Annotated in this window: 10 protein-coding genes; 3 read left to right on the top strand and 7 right to left on the bottom strand. The window is 57.0% G+C overall.

Annotated features, from left to right (window positions below; genetic code table 11):
• On the top strand, positions 1-467 hold a 467-nt coding region (locus VGE80_RS04805; protein ID WP_440591865.1), incomplete at its 5' end, for a hypothetical protein.
• A 138-nt stretch (positions 468-605) separates the two neighbouring features.
• Here the strand turns inward: VGE80_RS04805 and VGE80_RS04800 are convergent.
• The 6 genes from VGE80_RS04800 to VGE80_RS04775 form a co-directional block, all read right to left on the bottom strand.
• Positions 606-1934: a HEAT repeat domain-containing protein gene (locus tag VGE80_RS04800; protein WP_440591864.1), complete on the bottom strand. Its 1329-nt coding sequence runs from the start codon at positions 1932-1934 to the stop codon at positions 606-608.
• Positions 1935-1988: 54 nt separating this feature from the next.
• Complete coding sequence (gene smpB, locus VGE80_RS04795) at positions 1989-2477, bottom strand: SsrA-binding protein SmpB (protein WP_373649896.1); 489 nt, start codon at positions 2475-2477, stop codon at positions 1989-1991.
• Positions 2478-3391: 914 nt separating this feature from the next.
• On the bottom strand, positions 3392-4921 hold the full coding sequence (locus tag VGE80_RS04790; RefSeq protein ID WP_397571772.1) for a sigma-54-dependent transcriptional regulator: 1530 nt from the start codon (positions 4919-4921) through the stop codon (positions 3392-3394).
• An 874-nt stretch (positions 4922-5795) separates the two neighbouring features.
• Positions 5796-6803 carry an NAD-dependent epimerase gene (locus VGE80_RS04785; protein WP_440591863.1) on the bottom strand — a complete coding sequence of 336 codons (1008 nt, stop codon included), beginning with the start codon at positions 6801-6803 and terminating at the stop codon, positions 5796-5798.
• Between the two features lie 379 nt (positions 6804-7182).
• A complete protein-coding gene (gene scpB / locus VGE80_RS04780) occupies positions 7183-7803 on the bottom strand; it encodes an SMC-Scp complex subunit ScpB (protein ID WP_440591862.1) in 621 nt (206 codons plus the stop codon).
• Between the two features lie 164 nt (positions 7804-7967).
• Complete coding sequence (locus VGE80_RS04775; protein WP_440591861.1) at positions 7968-8870, bottom strand: hypothetical protein; 903 nt, start codon at positions 8868-8870, stop codon at positions 7968-7970.
• Between the two features lie 635 nt (positions 8871-9505).
• Here VGE80_RS04775 and VGE80_RS04770 point away from each other — a divergent pair.
• Complete coding sequence (locus tag VGE80_RS04770) at positions 9506-11575, top strand: sigma 54-interacting transcriptional regulator (protein ID WP_440591860.1); 2070 nt, start codon at positions 9506-9508, stop codon at positions 11573-11575.
• A 523-nt stretch (positions 11576-12098) separates the two neighbouring features.
• Positions 12099-14405 carry a hypothetical protein gene (locus tag VGE80_RS04765; protein WP_440591859.1) on the top strand — a complete coding sequence of 769 codons (2307 nt, stop codon included), beginning with the start codon at positions 12099-12101 and terminating at the stop codon, positions 14403-14405.
• Positions 14406-14534: 129 nt separating this feature from the next.
• Here the strand turns inward: VGE80_RS04765 and VGE80_RS04760 are convergent, their stop codons facing one another.
• Entirely contained in the window at positions 14535-16694 is a 2160-nt protein-coding gene (locus VGE80_RS04760; RefSeq protein WP_440591858.1) for a hypothetical protein, read from the bottom strand.
• Between the last annotated feature and the right edge of the window lie 153 nt (positions 16695-16847).

Here is a 16847-nt window from a genome sequence, read left to right as displayed (position 1 = left end):
AGGATGCTGTGAACATCATGGCGAGTCATCCACGAAGTGAGTTTCCGCCCCATTGGGTTCCTCTGCAGCATTCCGACTATCTCACCCGGTTCAAAGTGATGGCGGCGTTGCTCGACCCGCTGGCGAACCGCCACGACGTCTGGGCGAGACCTCAATTACTCGACGAATTCCAACGACCGCTGCAGGTCTACTTCATAGGGGTCAGCGTTCTATCCGAGCTGACTGATGAGGAGAAAATCAAAGTACTGGAAACGCTGCGACGCTTACCTGAACGGAACGAAATCATCAAAGGCAATGTTGATGGTCAGAGGTTTGGTCGCACAGGGTTCAGGAACATCCTGGAGGTTCTTGCCGGAGAGGATGCTACGGTCTATGAGGGAAGTCGGAGTCCGCATGCTGACAAGGTCCGAGACCTCGCTTCGACTTTGCTGCGCGAGTTCAGGGAATGGCAGAAGAATAGCAATTAATGCTCCTCGCGGGGATTGCGGAGTATCCGCACGGGATGCTCGTTGGTGGACGTCTCTGCTCGGAATGCCAGCAAGGTGACGCGGCAGGCCGTTCAACATGCGGATGTCGATCGAAGACGGTCTTGCACAGTGAGTTCGTCAGAAGTCTTCGTCGAAATCATCCTCCTCATCATCGTCGTCCGCCGTGGCGTATTCTCCACGGGCTCCCGCTTCCAGAATGGCTTTTCCGGCTTCTACCGAGCGAACCTCGGGAGCTCGAATATCTTCGTTCATTTCCAGCTCCCAACAGCAATGGAGCGCATACGCGTCTTCCGGGGGCATGTCGGGGTACGTTTCATCGAACAATGAGAACGTGGTGCCGCCGAAGAAGCCGAGGCCGCAATCATCCATTTCCCCGGGCTCTTCCGCGACGTACCGGTACTTGAACAACCAGAGCTGCCTCACGTCGTTAGTCGGAGGCCAGAAGATTTCGCGGGTGTCGTACTGTTCGATCTCGTCCGGCGCGCGGCCAAACTCTTGCGGATGTGCCAGCCAGTCACACATATCCGCCATCGCACGAAAATTGGCTTCATTCGCTTCGTCAGGAATGAGGTCGTCTCGATTGAGCTCTTCAAGATAGGCGCAAGCCGTCGTCGAAAAGCTGCGATCCAGTGTCAGGCGAACAAGAAACTTGAGCCCCGCTTCACTTCCCAGTCGGGCGGACGCCCAGGCGGCTTCCATCTGAACTTTCGGATCAGGGTGATCCATCGCCAGCGCGAGCAACTGTTCTCGGTGGGGTTCACTGATAAACGGAAGCGAGGCCGCAGAGCTGTGCGCAAAACTGAAGTCGTCTTTTTTGCTGCTGCGTAACCAGTGCCGCAGCTTCTGGACCCCTTCATGCGAGTCGAACGGATGCTGCTCGATCACGTCTTCCCGGACCAGCCGGTTCACCCAGTCCAGGAATGCGACGCATGCGAAGCCATCCGGCAACGGATCACTCATGCGGTCAACCAGGTCGGGAAGGAGCGGGTCCTGATCGCCTAGCTGTTCGAAGATCACCGACCACAGGTAACCCTCACGCAGAACCGGGTGATAGGCGGCCTGCACCAGTCGGTCGAGTCCCTCTTCCAGTCCGTAGCAGGCGAAGATTTTGACCGCGAACAACAATTCGTTCTGCTGTTCTTCCGCGAACGGCAGCCGCTGATCATAGGCTCGGATCAAGGGTGGAATTCCACGCCGGACCAGGTACTGGAACACGCTGACCGTGCTGACTGACTGGAAAAGCGAGACGAGCTGATGAAAGGCGGTGAAAACGCCCGGTGGTTCGATGGGTCGTTCGATGTAAATCTCGAGTGCGTCGACAAGCGCCTCGGCATCGGGGATCGATTCAATCCGATACTGCCCGAGCTCATTCAGGGACTCGAACAAGTTCGCATCGTCGGCGAGACCCTGTTCCAGCGCCGTTTGCAAAGGTGTCTTCTTTGTCATCCGCATCCATCTCACTTCAAATCGACTGATTTCAGACTGCATCGCGCAGCGGTGTCAATTGGCGTTCCGCCGCAGTGCCTGCCGGATCTCACGATCGGCATCATGTTCTTTGAGTTTCTCTCGCTTGTCGTGTCGCTTCAGACCCTTACCCACGGCGATGGTGACTTTCACGTTACCGCGGACCAGGTGGACATCGAGCGGCACAAGCGTCAGACCTTTCTGGCTGGCCACTTCCGCAAATTTACGAATCTCGCGTCGATGGAGCAGCAACTTACGCTGACGCTTCGGATCATGGTTCAGGTAGGTGGCCTGAGGGTATTCAGCAATGTCACACCCGACGAGCCAGACTTCGCCACCGTTGACCCTGACGTGCGCTTCTTCAATCGAGATTTTGTTATTGCGGACGCTTTTGACTTCGCTGCCATGCAGCATGATGCCACATTCGAGCGAGTCCGTGAGTTCGTACTCATGCTTCGCGCGGCGATTTCGACAAACGACGCGGGACAGGGAGTAGTCTGGTTTGGATTCTGCAGGTTTGGCCATATCTTTTCTCGCGGCTGACAAGGCATTTTCGGAAGCCGGTTTCCGCGTTGTTACTGAGGCCGAACGCGAAACTCGCCTTCTGGTGCTCTTACCCCATTCTAGTCAGGAACGGTCAGTCCGCGAAATCCGTACGGTCGTGAAATCCGTGAACTCTGGACCCTTCCTTATTTAATGGAATGCTTAACAGTCGCGGAGGCCGGGCAAACGTGCAGGACTGACGAAGGGTTTCCGGGATCCGTTGCCCGCGAGTGCGTAGAAGTCGTGCGATTCCTGTATTCGCTAAACCTGGAATTGCCGGCGCGATGGACCCGTCTGTTTACGAAAAACAACGCTGTCTACGCAACATATTGCATTTAGTGAACTAGGTTTGATTGTCCGGTGTTCCGTGTGGCGTTCACAGCATGAAACCGAGGTAGAAGTATGACAACCGCGACGGTCAGCCAAGATTTCGAGAAACTTCTCGACGAAATAGTGAGCAAATTCCTGGGGCATGCGCCGATTCGTCCCGGAGTTCGCAAAGCGCGTCCGCGGTCCAGGTCACCCTTGTCGAAACGTAGCCACTTTCCCACATTCAACGGCGAAAGCACCCCCGTGCTGCGCAGAAGGTAACCTGCGCCCTGCGCATTCATACCGAATCACATCGCGGTCAGTGATTCCGTTGAGGATGTCCATCGCAGCAGCCTCTTTGCTGACCCCGGAAATAAATACGTCCCCTCGCACCAGTTCTCTCCCAAAAACTGGCACGAGGGGATCGTAGTTTTTACGTGGCGACGGCAGTGAGCCATCGGGTGTTTCTTAATGTGTGGACTTCCCACCGCTCAAGCGTGCCACGTCAGCGTCGCGGACGCAGAGGACGTAGCAGGTGCGGTTGTGATGACCGCCCTGGCTGGCATGGCTGGCCGTCGCGGGGGAAATCAGGCAGCGCGTCGGTCCATCATGTGCGAAATTTCGGCGGGTGCATCCATCGGCTGAGTGGCAGGTGACCAGGCCTTGAGGTTCGATCCTGGCCCCCCCCGTGGTGGATAACCGTACTCGCGGAGTTTTCCCGAAAGAGTTCGGATTCCGATCTGCAGTGCCTTCGCCGTCTTTTCACGATTGCCCGCAAAGCGATTGAAGGCGGCTTCGATCAGCTTTCGCTCCATCTCGGCCAGTGTCATACCGGGCAGTGCATCGGGACCATCGTTCGTACACTCTTTTGACATCCAGGGTTCGAGCATCGCAGCGGTGAGCTTTGAGCCCCAGTCCAGTGCACACGCACGTTCAATGATGTTTTCGAGTTCGCGAACGTTGCCGGGCCAGTCGTAGCTTTGCAGGACATGCAGGGCTTCGATCATGATCGAACGGGTCGGTTTGCCTTCGCGACCGGCAACGCGACGGAGGAAGTGTTCGGTTAAGGCACCGATGTCTTCCTTGCGGGATCGCAGTGTCGGCAGAACGATCGAAATGCGACAGACTTCTTCGTAGAGATCACGGCGGAAGAGACCACGATCGACGAGTGTTTCCAGTTCGACGTGTGATCCAAACACGAACCGAACGTCAAATCGGATGCGTTCGCGGGTCACGGGGTGTTCAAACCGCTGTTCACGCAGCAGGTTGACGAGTTGTTTCTGGACGGGCAGAGCGATGTGCTGAACCTGGTCGAGCAGCAGTGTGCCGCCGTCTGCCTGTTCGAGTCGACCGGGACGGTGGCGGGTCATCCCCCCAGGTTCGTGTTCGAGCTGTCCGAACAGTTCCTCTTCGAGTGTTTCGGCCGACAGCACGCTGCAATCGACTTTCACAAAGGGGCGATGAGCGCGTCGGCTGGAATCGTGGATGGCCTGTGCGACCAGATCGATTCCTGTCCCTTGTTCTCCCTTCAGCAGTACGCAGCCAATCTGTTCGGCGGTTTGCTGAACCTGCTGACGCAGGCTCTGCATGGCAGGGCTGTGTCCGACCATGTCCCGCAGGTTGCGGTTGCTGAGTTGTCGTTTCAGACGACGGTTTTCGGCGTGCAGCCGTGCTCGCTGGCTGGCGTTGTTCAGCACTCGAGCGAAGATCGCTGGCGAGTAAGGCTCGGCCAGGTGTTCGATACCCGATGCACTGGAGAAGAGCTGAGGGCTGTCCGCAGTGGCTTCGGCGACAACACAGATGACCTGTGTTGACCACCCCTTCTGCTGGATCTGGCTCGTAAACCCGGCGACGGTTTCCCCTGCTCCAAGCACACCAACCAGACAGATGTCGGCTGATTGCGTGTGAAGTGACTGCAGGGCTGCTTCGACCGATGAAACTGTTCGGCAGACCATCCCGAGTGTTTGACCATCGTCACACAGTCGTCGAGCCATCTCGGTGTCAGATGACACCACGAGGACCGAGGGAGCGGGCTCGCTGACATGGACGGGAGCAGCCGGAGGGGCAGCTACCGCTCGTTGTGGAAAGGGGATCACATCGGGATAGGAGAAGGTCATAGATACACCGTGGTCTGGGAGGAAACCGGGCGAAAGGATATGATCGCACCGAGTGCGGTCGGGCTAAGAAGTGAGTTGCCCGAAGCGGTTCGATGCAGACGAATTGTTGAGGGATATACCGACAGACGAACTGACATGTGGCAGCGAACGAACGTTCTTTGCCCGGGTGCCAGTCATCGCGTGTGATCAGTCCGGACGACACACAGGGTGCCGACGCGAGATCGCTGTCACAGCCGATGACTGGCGAGTGATTTGAGTTGTGTTTCGTTTGGAGTAGGGGAAAGGCGGGCGAGATGTAATGCTAACCCGGAAGTGTGTCAATCTGTTTCGGCCCTTGTTTTTACGAGATTTCCTGAAGTTGTAGGATCTGCAAAACCGCTTAAGAATTCGTGGAATTGGCAATGAATTTCGACCGTCCGCAGAGGAGGAATCGGTGTCGTGAAACCCCTGAAGGGGACTTCCGGGCCACCACCCGAACTCCCGCGGCGCTGGCTGACCCAGACACCAGCGCAGTGCCCCATCGCGGGAGAATGTCTTCGCCGAGCGCAGAACGGGAGTGGTCTGGCGCGGCCACTTTGACGCCTGTTCGCGTCATGCTACGCATCACCCAATTGAACTGGGGCGCGGCTCAGGCCGCGGTGGGAATGCGCTGACCGTCCGCGTGGCACGCCAATGCAGAGGAGGCGTGGGGACCTGAAGGCGGACGCGTTTCCGTGGGCTCAGCGTCCTGCGACTTCGGGGCGATCCTGTTCGCTTCTGGTGCCGTCGTGTCAGCGGCATCGTACGACAAGCGGCCGGCATGCCCTGCTCAGGCGTGTCGACACCGCTCGATAGCGAAATCTCGATGGTGACGATGAGATCGATCGTGATTTCTTCATACGCGGTGGTAAGCGCGATACCACTTCACGAACCGATCAACGCCAGTCTCAATCGGCGTGCGGGGGCGAAAGCCGACATCCCGCGTCAGGTCATCAACGTCGGCATACGTCGCTGGGACATCACCGGCCTGCATCGGAAGAAAGTTCTTCCGGGCGGTCATCCCCAGCGACTGCTCAAGCGTCTCGATCAGGTGCATCAGTTCCACTGGCTGGTTGTTGCCGATGTTATAAATCCGGTAGGGAGCACGGCTGGTTGCGGGGTCAGGATGAGCCCCCGACCACTCGGGATTTCCTGTGGGAATCCGATCAGTCACGCGGATGATTCCCTGTACGATGTCGTCGATGTACGTGAAATCTCGCCGCATCTTGCCGTTGTTGAAAACGTCGATCGGTTCGCGCGCGAGAATCGCCTTGGTGAATAGCCACAATGCCATGTCTGGCCGACCCCACGGTCCATAGACGGTGAAGAATCGCAGCCCCGTTGTGGGCAACTGGTAAAGATGACTGTAAGTGTGCGCCATCAGCTCATTGGCCTTCTTGGTCGCTGCGTACAGACTGAGAGGATGATCGACGTTGTGGTGAATTGAGAACGGCATCTCGGTGTTGGCGCCGTAGACGGAACTGGACGAAGCGTAGGTCAGATGTTTGACTCCGTGATGACGGCAGCCTTCCAGGATGTTCACGAATCCGACGAGATTGCTGTCGACGTAGGCATGAGGGTTCGTCAGTGAGTATCGAACCCCAGCCTGTGCTGCCAGGTTGATGACAGCATCAAATTTTTCTGCGGCGAAGATGTTCTCCACTCCCGGACGATCTGCCAGTTCCCCTTCGACGAAGCGAAAACCGGGCTTCCCGCTGAACTGCTCCAGGCGCGATCGTTTCAGTTCCACAGAGTAATAGGGGTTCAGATTGTCGAACCCGACAACCTCGTCACCTCGCCCCAGCAACTCCAGGCTGACGTGCATGCCGATGAAACCCGCCGCGCCGGTGACAAGATATTTCATGCGATGAACACTCCGTTTTGATCTCAAGGCGTTGCTGACACGGCAGAGAGTGAATCTGTACTCAAGCAGAACCACCGAAATCTGTTCCTGAATCAGCGAGGCGACGAAACCCTCTTTCGCCGGGCAAAGTCTAGGACCCGAGCTTGCGAATGACAAACCTTGTGGAATCCTCACCCTGGAATTCGCTGTGGGGGACTACCGCAGCGACAGACCTCCTGTTCGATTGAAGAGTCGCAGGGTCCCGGCCAGTACCTCAGACCGTATCACCATGAGTTGCCGCGAGGGGAGCGCAGCAATCGTCTTGGGCTGAATGACTCATGGACTGAGCGAGCCGCGGAACAACACACCTGCACACAGCAAATGAGGCGAATAGGGTGCTTTAGTGCCAGACTCGGTGTCGCCAATTCGATAAGGCGGCGGGCTGCTGTGAATCGGGGTCGGCGTCCCCGTCCGCCTCGGGGGCGTCCCCTTCACTCGTTGCAGTGAGTGTGTATTTGTTTTGTCGTAGCGTGTCTGCCATCGGTAGAGAGTCGAGGCTGGCGAGTCCGAAAAGTTCCAGAAACTGCCGCGTCGTTTCGTAAAGAAATGGTCGGCCCAGCGAATCTTCTTCGCCCCCGATGCGCACCAGACCACGTTCCATCAGTTGTTTGAGCATATCCGAGCACTGGACGCGACGGATTTTTTCGATGTCGACGCGTGTGATTGGCTGACGGTAAGCGACGATCGCCAATGTTTCGAGCGCGGGAGGGGTCAGCTTTAGTTCTGCATTTCGCTGATGCAACTTGCCCAGCCAGAATGCGTAGGCGGGGATGGTCAACAGTCGGAATCCACTGGCGACTCGTTCAACACGGAATGCTGAGCCATCAAGATCGTACGCCTGATTCAGTCGCTCGATCAGGTCTCGAGCCTCCGCGACATCGGCCAGAGTCGCCAGTTGCGCGAGGCGTTTCGCGGAGACGGCGGCGTCCGAGACCAGCAGCACAGCCTCGACGCGTGCCATTTTCGGGCTGCGAATACAGGCAGGGTTCGTTCCCGACACCACAAACAGGGTCGGAGAATCGTGCGGGCCCCGGCAAAAGAATGCCCAGCGATGGCCGTTTGTGTTTGTATCGGGCCATGCGGTGTGAGAGGGACCAGATCGATAACAGGGGGGACCCCAGTTGGTCATTGCTTCTGTCGCCAGGCAACGATCTGTTCAAGAACTTTTTCAACCGCCTTAAGTGGCTCATCCGCTCCGGCCTCGAATCGGTAGGATACAGTCGGCTCCTCAGGGCTGGCATAGGTGCAAATGAAGACAAACTGGCCTGACCGATCGCCGGGTTCCAGTCGAAAATTGCGGATATCGAATTCGTTCAATTGTTCGACTGCCGCGGCCCACGTGAGTGATGCAGGGGCTGTTTCCCGTCGCGATTGACCGCGTGGATCAGAGGGGCGAGGCGTATTCGGTGACTTCGGGCGGCGAGGCTGCGGTTCTTGGGGTTCCGCCTGTTCGTAGGCGACCTGTTTGATCCCGTCATCCTGCTCCTCACTGTCGACTGGCCTGGTTTTGCCGGAGGGATTCTCCTCACGCCGTGACTTTCGTTCATAGCGCGAAGGGAATCCGCCACCTTCTGCCATGGCCTGGAAGTTTCTTTCCATCGCGGCACGTTCGGCTGCGTCGGAGTCGTCAGGTTCGGCCGAAGCGCTACGGCGAGGAGTTTCCGGCCAGTTCGAGTCGGCTTCGAGATCGTCACCCCACCCGGCGGCCGCACTCTCAGTGTTTCGGCGGTTCCCTGTTTCACGGGACGCCAATCCCTTTGAATCCCGGTTGGAACTCCCGCGGCGTAACGATGTGCTCGATTGACTTATCAGTCGGGGTTGCGAGTCCAGCCGGTCCATCTCATCCGGGGCTCCTTCCCGCTGGCTTCGTGATGAGCGGCTGAGCCGCATCTCGCGATCAATCTCGCTGTCGTCCTCGAGGGGTGAGGCCACGACGGGGGCAAACTGAGGGATCCCAAATATGGCAAGAGCCGGTACTGTCAGCACCGGAATTAATATCAAGATCGTGGCGAGACCGTTTGATTTCATCTCCACCTCCATGTGGAATTTCGGTTCACGTCGAATGCCTATCTCCCCGGCATTCTTAACGTATTCTGAGCAAGATCGTAGAACAACTCGTCAAAGCCCGCAATTGGAAATTGTCATTTCGGCATTTCGGGCATTTATCCCTCTCAATGGCATGCCATTTGTTTCAGGGTGACGAATGTTAAGGGACGTCTGTTTAGGTCGTCTTGCGTGACTGGACGCACGTATAAAACTCTGTGTCCAAGCCAAATAGTGTATCACAACGCGCAGGTGAAAGATTTTGACCGCGCCGCAACACTCTGTTTGAGTGTGCGAAAATGGCTCAGAATGTAAGATTCGATGCCGCAAATGGTATTAGGACATGAAATCCAGGTAAAATACGCTTGATATTTTGCTGGATGTTTTGAACGATTCCTCGTAGCATTTCCATGAATTCAGGGTGTTTATTGCAGATTTGTCCGCCCCGAGGGCAAGCGACTTGAAATCGCATGTTTTCTGAGCGTAATATGGTGTATAAAATCGAATACCCAATTTGCGACGCCGGATCGGTTGTTCAATCAGCAGGCCCTGCGGTTCATTTGCTCTCCCAGCGTTTTCGGTTCACTCCCCGCGTAGAAGCCTAGAAGCGAAGAAAGAACATGACAAATAAACAGGCTGTTGACGACACGGCGATCATCAAATCCAGTAGAGTCGTAAAGCCTACAGCGCAGTTGGTGATCCGGAGCGGTCCAGCCGAGGGGAGTTCGGTTCCTCTGCAAGTGGGTCAGATCATCACGATCGGTCGGGCGCAGACGAACCGTCTTGTGATTCCTGACGAAATTTGCAGTCGAAATCACTGCGAAGTTTTCTATGACAGTGGTGTCTGGAAGCTGCGCGATCTGGGAAGTCGTAATGGTACACGTGTCAATGGCGAACCGATTTCAGGTGATATTCAACTTACCGATGGAAGACAGTTTCAGATTGGCAGTACGTTTATTGCCTTTACCTGTAACACCAGGACTGGTGCAGGAGACGAAGTCGGCGTGAATACAACTGCGAACCAAATCAACGAAACTGTCAACCATGGCCAGCGACACACGGTGCTGGAGCCACGTCCGTCCGGACAGTTGCCGGAAATCATTCATCGAACGGAAACAACTCGGTACAGATCGCCCGATGTCGCCAACGTGCATGAAGTACGTGGCCACGAAGCACAGCGACTGGTTCGCCTTGGGCTGCGAATGGCAGAAGAGACCGATGTGCGTGTCCTCGCCTCGATCGTACTGGACGAAATCTTCGCAGTAACATCGGCCGACCTGGGGGCTGTGTTGCTCTGGAACGAAGCGGATTCGTCATACCGTGATCACCGCAACCTCGACGTGGTTGCATACAAGTCGCGAGAGGCTTCGCGGCCGTTCGAGCGGATTTCGGATTACGTGACCAACATGGCGTTGGAATCACGCACCGCTATTGTCGCTCACGACATCAAGTCTGATGGTCAGTTCACCGCCAGCGACAGTTTGCGGGCGATGCAGGCGGAAAGCATTATCTGTGCTCCGATCCGTACGTCGGATCGCCTGCTGGGTCTGATCCAGCTCTACTCCACCAATCCCGATAATCGCCTTCAGGCTGATGATGCCGAGTTCGCTCTGGCCGTCGCGGATCAGCTCGCGGTACTGATCGAAAATCTGAACGAACGCCGCCGGCTGGCTGCCGGATTGGCCCGGGTCGAAACGGAAAACAAGACACTACGTGAGCAACTGCTGATCGAAACCGAGCTCGTCGGGGATAGCGAATCGATTCGACGGCTGCGAGACCGCATCCTGCGTATCGCTCCGACCGGTGCAACGGTGCTGATCCGAGGAGAAAGTGGCGTCGGTAAAGAACTTGTGGCTCGTGCGATTCACCAGCACAGCTCGCGAGCCGATGGGCCGTTCGTCACCATGAACTGTGCCGCATTGAGCGAAAGCCTGCTGGAAAGCGAACTCTTCGGCCACGAAAAGGGATCGTTCACCGGGGCTGTCAGCCGAAAGATCGGTAAGTTCGAGCAGGCACACGGCGGTACGATCTTCCTGGACGAAGTCGGTGAAATGAGTCCTGCCATCCAGGCGAAGTTCCTGCGAGTGCTCGAAGGTCATCCTTACGAACGAGTTGGCGGCGGGGGCGAAGTTCGCGTGGACGTGCGAGTTGTCGCTGCCACAAACCGTGACCTGGAAGACTCGGTCGAACAGGGCCGCTTCCGTAAAGACCTCTACTTCCGACTCCAGGTGATGGAATTGGTCGTTGAGCCGTTGCGCGAGCGACGAACCGATATCGCCATTCTTGCCAAGCACTTCATGCAGCGGTTCTCGAAGAAGTGTGGTCGCAACGTGACCTCGATTCTGCCTACCGCAATGTCGACTCTGGTGAACTATGGCTGGCCCGGCAACGTCCGTGAACTTCAGAACACCATTGAACGTGCGGTTATTCTCTGCTCCGGCGATACCTTGGCTCCTGTTGATATTCAGTTGTCGGCACTCGGCCGGAGCGATGCCCCCGCAACGTCGTCGCTGTCGAACTCGGGCTATCGTGCAGTGCCGATCGATGTCATCGAACAGGAGCACATCCTGGCGACACTCGAGTGGACAAAATGGAACAAGTCGCAAGCCGCTCACATCCTTGAGATTGAGCGATCGACACTCGATCGTAAGCTGAAGAAATACGAAGTCGAACGACCTTCACGGAAGTAGTTTCTTCATCAGCGCCGACGTAATTCACTCAGTTGCGTCGTCGGACTAGCTTGTCCTTCAAGAGAGAGCTATTGGGAGATTCCTGATAGATCTCTTTTTTTGCGTCGCATGAGAAAATTGAAGCGGCGTTGCAATGTGGGGTGTGAGACGATTGGTCTGGATGGGTATTTCAAAGAAAATACCGTGTCCTTCAAGGCGTCTGTGGCGCTTTCGAATCCTTTCCTTACTGCCTGTTTATTGTGCAGGCGATGTTTAAACGTGCGCATTTTGCACGTTGCTCAGCGATGAGAAATGTCGCATCCGGACAGAGCGAGCATCGATTCCGGTGTCCGTCAGCGGGATCTGTGGGGGCAAATTGATTTTTAATGCAGAACTCGATCGCCGTATCTGATTGAGGTAGTCTCTGGCGGGGCGTAAATGGACATGGCAAGCTGCCGCTGACTCCGTTTTTGAGCGGATCGATGATGTCAGGACGTCCTTATTTTCGTCGCTGAACTGGAACATCACCCCTGTGGCCTCGTCAATGTCTCATCCGGTCCGAGCAGGTTTGGGCGATCGTAATGTGGGGAGGTACCCCGTTTGGCTGGTCGTGTCGCTGGTGTGGCTGCTCGGGTTCTTTGCCTGGTTTCAGACGTTTGGGTTTCCCAACAATCCCGCTCTTCAGCGCTCCATGGTTTGGGGCGGAATTCCGTTTGAATTGTTGGATCTGGTAGATCCCCCTTTAGAACCGGGGGCCGCACCGTGGAGTTGGTGGAACCTGTTGCAGCGAGGCCCTTACCTGCTTGCCGCGATTCTGATCTGGGGTGGTGCGTGGGGGTTGGGATCACTCGCCCTTCGATGGATGAAACTGCCGCTGCGGGGTGCAGAACAGCTCTACTTTGCATGCTCATTGGGGTTGTCCCTGCTGTCGCTTGTGACCCTGTTACTGGGGCTGGCGGGTGGTTTATCTCAGGGACCCTTTGGTGCTCTGCTGCTGATCAGCATCGGAATTGCTGTTGTGGTCCACCGTCGCTTTTCAGTGACTACCGATGCTGCTGCTTCCGAGGCATCGGCTCGGAAGAGGGAGACTGGGGCTGCAGGCGTCTGTTGGACATGTCGCATCGTGGTCTTGTTACTGATTCCCTTTGTCTTCGTTCAACTGCTGGGGGCGATGACCCCTCAAACCGATTTTGACGTCGTGGAGTATCACCTGGGTGGACCAAAAGAGTGGTTTCTGCAGGGGGGGATTTCACGGCTGCCACACAATATTTACACGAATTTTCCCTTCCTGACCGAGATGCTCATCCTGGATGGAATGGTCGTTTGCGGTGACTGGCGCTGGGGGGCACTCGCAGGCCAGGCTGTGTTAGCGGGCTTCGCACCGCTGACGGCGCTGGGGCTGTACGCCGCGGGGCGGAGGTGGTTCAGTTCGCAGGCAGGCTGTATCGCCGCGCTGGTGTATCTGACTTCGCCGTGGACCTACCGGATCTCGATTATCGCCTACGCTGAAGGGGGGCTCGCTTGCTACCTCTTCGCGGCTCTCTTTGCGGGGTTGCGAGTCGGGGAGGAATGGGCGGCCGCCGGAAATGACAGAAAGTCTGTGCCCCGCGGACTTCTTCTCTTGTGCGGCGCGCTGGCAGGAAGCGCGATGGCGTGTAAGTACACCGGCCTCACGTCGGTCGTAATTCCTGTGTCGCTGCTGATGCTGTGGATCTTCCTCTCGCGACCGGGGATCCCTTCATCCCAGGGAGGCAGGCATTTCCCTCAGGCGGTGCTGGCGCTGATGTTGTTCGGTGCCGGGGTGGCAGTCACCGTCGGTCCCTGGTTATTGAAGAACGCAGTCGCAACAGGGAATCCCGTTTATCCGCTGGCGTATCGCGTGTTCGGGGGTAAAGACCGTGATGAGGAACTCGATCTGAAGTGGCGACAGGGACACGCAGCAAAGACCTACGCCAGTTGGGGCGAACGGCTGTCTGATCTGCCCGTCAAGTTGTCTGACGTGATGGCCAACAATGACTGGCACAGCCCACTCATGTTTGGGCTGGCACCCTTGTCGATCTGGTGGCTCAGAAGGAGACGCGATCGAGCCCCGGTAGATGCTGCTAACCCGCGTCAGGGGAGCGACATCGTCATCGCTCTGTGGTTATATGTCGCCTGGCAGTTTGCGACGTGGTGGCTACTGACACATCATATCGATCGCTTCTACGTCCCCATGTTTTCGGTCGTCGCCTTGCTTGCGGGGATAGGAATGACCTGGCCAGTCCTTGCGGGGGAGCACGCGAAAAAGGGAGCGTGGTCCTTTGTCTGGCCACTGGTGTCGACCGGCGTTGTCGTCGCATCCATTCTTTACAACGTGCAGATCATGCTGTACGTCGGGGGATTCAATGCTGGCCGTCGCGACCTGAGGGGGGCCGAGCTGATTGCCATCGCACCACGCATTCAGTGGCTGAACGAGATGTATGAATCAGGTCAACTGCCTGCCAAAACGAAGGTGCTCTGCGTGGGCGAGGCGGCATTGTTTCATGCTCGTTTTCCCTACGTCTACAACACGGTGTTCGATCGTTCTGTGTTTGAAGAGATCTGCAAGGCCCCGGGGGACACCAACGGCTCGCTTCGTCCGATTGAGGAAATTCGAAGTGAGTTTCACCGGCGTGGGATTACCCATATCGATGTGAACTGGGCCGAAATTCAGCGGTATCGAGCGCCCGGAAGTTACGGTTACTCCGAATTCATTCAGCCGGAACTGTTTGCAGAACTCCAGAAACAAGGACTGTTGGGACCCAACTTGTTCAAAACGGGCCGAGCTGAAGAGGAAAACTCGGCACAAGTCTTTGTTGTTCTGCCGGAGTAGCGTTTCCGGAAAGTCTTCTGCGGGCGTGCAGTTGGAACGTGGGTGTGAGCCTACATCTGAAAGCGTGCCCCAGACGCGGATGCATCACCACATCTGGAAGCAAGGAGGAATCGATTAGTAACACGATCGTCACGGGCCAGGCCGCTGACGGCGTTGCCGGCGTTCTTCACGCATTCGTCGGGCTTCTTCGCGGCGCTGAATCATTTCAGGGGTGGGGCCCTCTTCGAGAGCTCGCAGGGCATCTTGCGGTATCGCCTGCTGAAGACCTTCGGGGATGAGGGCTCTGAGGAAAATGGGTCCCAATCCTCGACCTGCCGGTTTGTTGGCGGCTTTTTCGTCAACCTTCTTCTCCGCTGCGGCGGGAACGACCTCACCCTCTGCGGGTCCCAGCACAGCTCCATCGGCACCCGCGGCACGTCGCCTTAGTTCTCCCAGCACTTCAAATTCTTGAGCGTGCCATGACCGGTACGCGGATACCAGGGCCAGACCAACCTGCACCGGGGGGGCATTGTGCGATTCAAACATCAGGCCATCCGGTTGCCGTGTAATCACCGCTGTCGAATCACCGAAATAGGGTGCAATCGCTGCTGCGGAGGGAAGCGAGAATGCATCCAGTACGACCCCCTCTATCTCGAGTCGCCTGAGCAACACGTCACCCAGGTAGGGCAGCAGGGAACTCATTGTGCTGCTGGCGCGGGGGCCATTCAGATAACCATACGAGAGAGTTTCGCCAGCCTGCAGATTGATCTTGCGACCCATTTCCTGATCGAACCCGGGCCGCTTTGATTGCGAGTGACGCAAATGAGCCTTCATGGCCTGAGGATGGACGGCGAACAGCAGGTGTCGATCGAGCAGGCAGAACGTCGGCGTGATCGATACGCGGCCGCGAAATCCCCCGCCGGCGGTGTTGACGAAGTAGAGTGTCTGGCCCAGGAACGTCTGTTGACGCAGCGTGACCGTCGTACCGTAGTCATACTCCGCGTGGTCCGATACGAGAGATTGCTCAATGAGATTCATCAGCCGATCGAAGACCACGGCAGCCTTTTGGGGATTCTTGACCTCCAGACTGACAACCAGACTGGTGGCGATCATTCCTCCGGCGGCGGGTGAGTCAAACGCGACGATTGTATCGCCAAAGGCGGGAAGGACGTCTTCGACAATCCTGAGTTGCAGTTCTGATTCGAGTTGTTTCACCGCTTCATCGAACACGCGCACCGAGATCGGCTGAACTCGCGACAGAATTTGGCGCGACTCCTGGAAAACCCGAGTCAGATTGAGGCTTGTTGCAAGAACCAGATCCGCATCGCCCGGGACATGAGCGAAGTGGTGAGGCTTCAAGGCCTCGCCTGCTGTCAGAACCATGATTCCATCGGTACGCCCACCTGTTGCGATGAACGTTCGCTGGACCATCGTGTCCTGATCGACGCCCGTTGTCTGGACGATGTGATCCAGGGCATCGACTCCGGTCATATTCAAAAGTGGACGCATTAACGTGCCGACGGGGCCGAGGGCGGTGATGACACCATTGAGGATTCCGGCCCCATCGACCCAGCCGACCGTTGCCAGGCGGGGGACGGTGACACGTGCGAGCGACTTCTGGAAGCGGGGGTTCGTGTCGAGACCTGGCTGCCGACCCGCCAAGCCATCGAGAATGCGGGGAAGAGTCCCGTCTCCCAGGGCAAGCAGAACATGCGAACCCTCACGGTGCGTTAGCAGCGTATAGCCGGGAATGGGTATGGGGATGGTTTGAGTGGCGGAATTAGGATCGAACTGAAAATCGGGCAGCGTACTCAAGAGTTGATTGAGGGATTGCCAGAGTTGTTCGGTGTCGTCCCCGCTGCTCAGAATGACCCCCGCATGGACGCCTGAGAGCATTCTCACAAACAGGGGGAGGTTCGGGTTGTTCGGAGGTGGCTCCAGTCCCACAAAACCGCAGCCCGGATGAGCAGTTATCAACTTTAATAGCTGGGGGGAGAGAGAGCGTATTTCCGGTAGCAGATCGGATTCGTCCCCCTCGACAAACTCAGCAGTCCCTGCCCGATTGGCGAGTGCGGTGTCGAGAAGCTCGAAGAACTGCTGGATTTCGGGGTCGGCGGCAAATCCGTCGACGCCTGCTGCACCCGGCTTTCCGGGGCCTCGTGCAACCCATTCGAAGTAGGCGACCGTCTGAGGAGGAACCGCTTTGATCAGGGCGGCATCCCGTTCACCGGGGGGGAGTCCGAACAGTCCACTTCCTGTGAAGATCCAGAACAAGAGTTCCCATATTCCACGAGTCGCTTGCGCCTGCATATTGATTCTCCTTGGCGTCCATTTTCCTGAGGCATCCCCGGAAAGGGAAGGCTGGCGAGGGGAGTGATTCCGCATTCCGGGTCTGGACGGGCCCGATCGGGGAACCAAAGGAGGATGCATTTGGTGTTCCATTCCTCAAGCGATGGAACAGGT

The sequence above is a fragment of the Schlesneria sp. genome (assembly GCF_036405755.1).
In the GTDB taxonomy this organism is placed as follows: domain Bacteria; phylum Planctomycetota; class Planctomycetia; order Planctomycetales; family Planctomycetaceae; genus Schlesneria; species Schlesneria sphaerica.
This window is presented reverse-complemented; position numbering and strand designations above follow the sequence as displayed.

What these genes read in the sequence shown, in the direction of transcription:
- VGE80_RS04760 (WP_440591858.1), bottom strand. Translation starts at nt 16,694, where the DNA reads ATGCAGGCGCAAGCGACTCGTGGAATATGGGAACTCTTGTTCTGGATC.
- VGE80_RS04790 (WP_397571772.1), bottom strand. Translation starts at nt 4,921, where the DNA reads ATGACCTTCTCCTATCCCGATGTGATCCCCTTTCCACAACGAGCGGTA.
- VGE80_RS04785 (WP_440591863.1), bottom strand. Translation starts at nt 6,803, where the DNA reads ATGAAATATCTTGTCACCGGCGCGGCGGGTTTCATCGGCATGCACGTC.
- VGE80_RS04800 (WP_440591864.1), bottom strand. Translation starts at nt 1,934, where the DNA reads ATGACAAAGAAGACACCTTTGCAAACGGCGCTGGAACAGGGTCTCGCC.
- VGE80_RS04765 (WP_440591859.1), top strand. Translation starts at nt 12,099, where the DNA reads ATGTCTCATCCGGTCCGAGCAGGTTTGGGCGATCGTAATGTGGGGAGG.
- scpB (WP_440591862.1), bottom strand. Translation starts at nt 7,803, where the DNA reads ATGGCACGCGTCGAGGCTGTGCTGCTGGTCTCGGACGCCGCCGTCTCC.
- VGE80_RS04770 (WP_440591860.1), top strand. Translation starts at nt 9,506, where the DNA reads ATGACAAATAAACAGGCTGTTGACGACACGGCGATCATCAAATCCAGT.
- smpB (WP_373649896.1), bottom strand. Translation starts at nt 2,477, where the DNA reads ATGGCCAAACCTGCAGAATCCAAACCAGACTACTCCCTGTCCCGCGTC.
- VGE80_RS04775 (WP_440591861.1), bottom strand. Translation starts at nt 8,870, where the DNA reads ATGAAATCAAACGGTCTCGCCACGATCTTGATATTAATTCCGGTGCTG.